Source organism: Methylobacterium sp. CCH5-D2 (assembly GCF_001556475.1).
In the GTDB taxonomy this organism is placed as follows: Bacteria; Pseudomonadota; Alphaproteobacteria; order Rhizobiales; family Beijerinckiaceae; genus Methylobacterium; species Methylobacterium hispanicum.
In genome coordinates, this window is sequence record NZ_LSIX01000752.1 from 1 (window position 1) to 3,870 (window position 3,870).

A 3,870-nucleotide genomic window follows, 5' to 3' on the forward strand; every position below is an offset into this window, starting at 1 on the left:
GAGGAGCGTCATTGAGGAGCGTCATTGAGGAGCGTCATTGAGGAGCGTCATGCATGTCACGCCCAGAACGCCGCGCGACGCCCCCGGGCCCCGCCTGCCGCCGGGCGGCCCTCGACGCGCTCGGCCAGGAGGTCGGGCGCGCCCTGCCCCCGCCCGCCGACGGGCTCGGCGAGAGCCTCGTCCGGCGCGCCCACGGGGACGAGCCCGAGGAGGACCGCCTCGTCGTCCGCTTCGGCACGGAATGGCGCAGCTTCATCCGCCGCCAGAACCCCGACCGGCTCGCCGCGCTCGACGAGTTGATCGACGCCCGCATCGAGCACCGGGCGCTCGCCCGCTTCTACCGCCGGGTGCGCAACGCCGCGGTGGCGGTCACGCTGGCGGGCTTCGCGCTCGCCCAGTTCGGGATCGACCGGCTGCCGGTCGTGCGCCAGGTCTGGCGCCTGCTTCGGGGAGACCTGCGATGAGCGCGCGCGCGACGCGCCGGGCCCTCGGGCACCGGCTGGCCCATCTCGGGCGCCTCCTCGGAGCCGGGCTGTTCCTGGCCACCTGCGGCGTCGCCTCCTACACGGCCGGGGCCCGCCACCGCGCGGACCCGGCCCCGAATCGGATCGCCGACCCGGTCTGCCCCCGCTGAGATCCGCGTCGAGCCCGCACGCGGCCCGGCCGCGCCGCGGGAACCGCGGCGGCGCTCGCGTGTAAGAGCCTGCCATCCCCGCTCCGGCCCCGCCCGGAGCGCGGTCGGCAGCGGTGCCCGGCGGTGATATTCAGGGCGCATTCAGTGCCCCCGGACCACAAGTCCTGCCCATGCGCCACGCCCTCGCCCTTCTCGCACTGAGCCTGACCGCGGCGGCGCTCGTCGCGGGCGGCCCGGGCACGATGGCCGAGGAGCCCGACGAGAACGCCCCGCGCCTCGCCCAGGCCTCGTCCGGCCCAGCCCCGCGGCTCGATGCCTGCCTCTCGGCCGCGGACCTGCGCGAGGAGGTCTCGGAGAAGCGCGTGATCGAGCCGGTGGCGGCGATCCGCGCCGCCCGCACGGTGATCCCGCGGGCCGAGATCCAGCGCGCCAGCCTGTGCCGGCACGAGGACGGGCTCGTCTACATGCTCACCGCCTTGCGCCGGGACGGGCATTTCGTGCACGTGATGGTGGATGCCAAGACCGGCCGGGTCGCGGGACAATACTAGTTCGCGGTCCAAGACTTGAGGGAGTTGCGTCGTGCGCCTGCTCGTCGTGGAGGATGACAAGGACATCAACCGGCAGGTCGTCGCCGCCCTGGAGGAGGCCGGCTACGTCGCCGACAAGGCCTATGACGGCGAGGAGGGCGGCTATCTCGGCGAGAGCGAGCCCTACGACGCGATCATCCTCGACATGGGCCTGCCCAAGGCCGACGGCGTCAGCGTGCTGCAGAAGTGGCGCCGCGCGGGCGTGAAGACCCCCGTTATCATCCTCACCGCGCGCGACCGCTGGTCGGACAAGGTCGACGGCTTCGACGCGGGCGCGGACGACTACGTGACGAAACCCTTCCACATGGAGGAGCTGCTCGCCCGCGTGCGGGCGCTGCTGCGCCGCGCCGCCGGCCACGCCTCCAGCCAGATCGCCTGCGGGCCGGTCACCCTCGACACGCGCTCCGGCAAGGTCTTCGTGGACGGCGCCCAGGTGAAGCTGACGAGCCACGAGTACCGGCTGCTCTCCTACCTGATGCACCATACCGGCCGCGTGGTCTCCCGCGCCGAGCTGACCGAGCACCTCTACGACCAGGATTTCGACCGGGACTCGAACACGATCGAGGTCTTCGTCGGACGGCTCCGCAAGAAGCTCGCCGTGGACCTGATCCAGACCGTGCGGGGGCTGGGGTACTTGGTGGACCCGAACCAGCCGCCTGCGCGGGTGTGAGACGGGGTCCGGTTGAGCGCTACGGACGCCGCAAATCCCCGGAAAATGCCGGCGTGCTCTATCCTTCCCCGCGCCGGGACACCCGGCCTCGAACGCCGTAGCCCATGACCGCCCTCCTCCGGTTCCTCTCCCTGCGCCGCCGCTCGATCGCGGTGCGGCTTGCCGTCTCGGCCTTCCTGGCCTCCTCGGCGATCCTCCTGATCGCGGCCTGGATCCTGACGACGCTCTACCGGGAGAACACCGAGCGCGCCTTCGACAGCCGGCTCCTCGTCTTCGCCAACAACCTCGCCACCGACCTCGTCTCGCCGGCCGACCCGGAGAGCCGCTCCTTCTCGCTCGGCGACCCGCGCTTCGACCTGCCGCTCTCGGGCTGGTACTGGCAGGTCGGGCGGCCGGACGCGCGCCCGCGGGACCTGCGCACCTCGCGCTCGCTCGTCGGCGTGCCCCTGAAGCCCGCGACCGACCCGGACAACAAGGCGGGCGTCGGCCAGATCCGCCAGGGCTACGGCCGGGCCCAGGACGACCGGCAGCTCCGCATCATCGAGCGCGACGTCGATCTCGGCGAGGAGGGGCGCTACACCGTGCGGGTGGCGGGCCCGGCCGACGAGATCGTCAACGACGTCGATCGCTTCCGCTTCTCCCTCTACGTCACCTTCGGGCTGCTCGGGCTCTCACTCGCGATCACCACCCTGCTGCAGATCCGCTTCGGCCTGCTGCCGCTCAAGAAGATGCGCGCCGCGCTCGGCACCGTGCGGCGCGGCGAGGCCGACCGGATCACCGGCTCGTACCCCAGCGACATCGCGCCGCTCGCGGGCGAGATCAACCTCCTGATCGAGACCAACCGGGAGATCCTGGAGCGCGCCCGCACCCAGGTCGGCAACCTCGCCCACGCGCTCAAGACCCCGCTCTCGATCATCGTGAACGAGGTCGGCGCCGCCGACGCGCCGGAGGACCTCTCCCAGAAGATCCGCGAGCAGGCCGCGGTGATGCGCGACCAAGTGAACTACCACCTCGACCGGGCGCGCGCCGCCGCGCTCGCGGGCACGCTCGGCACCTCGACGGAGGTCGAGCCGGCGCTGGCCGGGCTGGTGCGCACCTTCGGCAAGATCTACCGCGACAAGGACATCGCCTACGAGGTCCACGTGCCGCCGGGCCTGCGCTTCCGGGGCGAGCGCCAGGATTTCGAGGAGATGGTGGGCAACCTCGTCGACAACGCCTCGAAATGGGCGCACGGCCGCGTCGCGATCCGGGCCGAGGCGGTGGACACGGACGACTACCCCCATCTCCTCCTCTCGATCGAGGACGACGGGCCGGGCCTGCCGCCCGACGCCCGCAAGGCGGTGCTTGGACGGGGTCGGCGCCTCGACGAGTCGAAGCCGGGCTCGGGCCTCGGGCTGTCGATCGTCGCGGATCTGGCCGCCCTCTACCGCGGGCGCTTCAGCCTCGAGGAGGCGGGACTCGGCGGCCTGCGCGCCGTGCTGGAGGTGCCGGGCGACGCGCCGGCCGGCGCCGCGACCCACTGACAGCCTGTTTGACCGCATCGCAGCCCCGACGAGAGCGTGAACCACCTCTTTCCCGGACGCCCGGAGCGTCAGCGGAGGGTGATCCGGGACCCAGACGATGAAGGGCCGCGAAGCGGCGCGATCCTTGGCACCGGCGCAGGGTTCGGACGCTCCGCATCTCCTTGTGCTGGGTCCCGGATCACCTTCCGCTGACGCTTCAGGCGTCCGGGAAAAGGGGCGGAGATCCTTTCGAACGCCGGTCCAACAGGCTCTGTGCGCGGGGCCCCGGCGGGTCCCCGACGGCAGCCCCGCCAAGGCCCCGCTCTTGTCATGGGGCCGAACTTGCGTGACACCGTGCCGCCAGAACAGGGGATCGTGCCGGGGCCCACCCGATCGTACGTACCCTTGGACGAGAGGTCCGGTCCGGGCCCGATCGACAGGGTCCGATGACGCCGATCTGGTTCATACTGGCGGGCA

General features: G+C 72.2%; 5 protein-coding genes. All 5 read left to right on the top strand.

The genetic code is table 11. The annotated features are described in order from the left end of the window. Positions 1-53: 53 nt before the first annotated feature. The 5 genes from AX737_RS20040 to AX737_RS20055 all read left to right on the top strand — a co-directional run bounded on the left by AX737_RS20040 (position 54) and on the right by AX737_RS20055 (position 3,414). Positions 54-464, top strand: coding sequence for a hypothetical protein (locus AX737_RS20040; RefSeq protein ID WP_066924361.1), 411 nt, complete (start codon positions 54-56; stop codon positions 462-464). After that, positions 461-634: a hypothetical protein gene (locus AX737_RS33470; protein WP_156453847.1), complete on the top strand. Its 174-nt coding sequence runs from the start codon at positions 461-463 to the stop codon at positions 632-634. Before AX737_RS20040 ends, AX737_RS33470 begins: the two co-directional genes overlap by 4 nt. 170 nt (positions 635-804) lie before the next feature. After that, a complete protein-coding gene (locus AX737_RS20045) occupies positions 805-1,182 on the top strand; it encodes a PepSY domain-containing protein (protein WP_066924364.1) in 378 nt (125 codons plus the stop codon). 31 nt (positions 1,183-1,213) lie between these two features. After that, complete coding sequence (locus AX737_RS20050) at positions 1,214-1,891, top strand: response regulator transcription factor (RefSeq protein WP_066924366.1); 678 nt, start codon at positions 1,214-1,216, stop codon at positions 1,889-1,891. A gap of 104 nt (positions 1,892-1,995) precedes the next feature. After that, complete coding sequence (locus AX737_RS20055) at positions 1,996-3,414, top strand: sensor histidine kinase (protein ID WP_066924368.1); 1,419 nt, start codon at positions 1,996-1,998, stop codon at positions 3,412-3,414. The last annotated feature ends 456 nt before the right edge of the window (positions 3,415-3,870 follow it).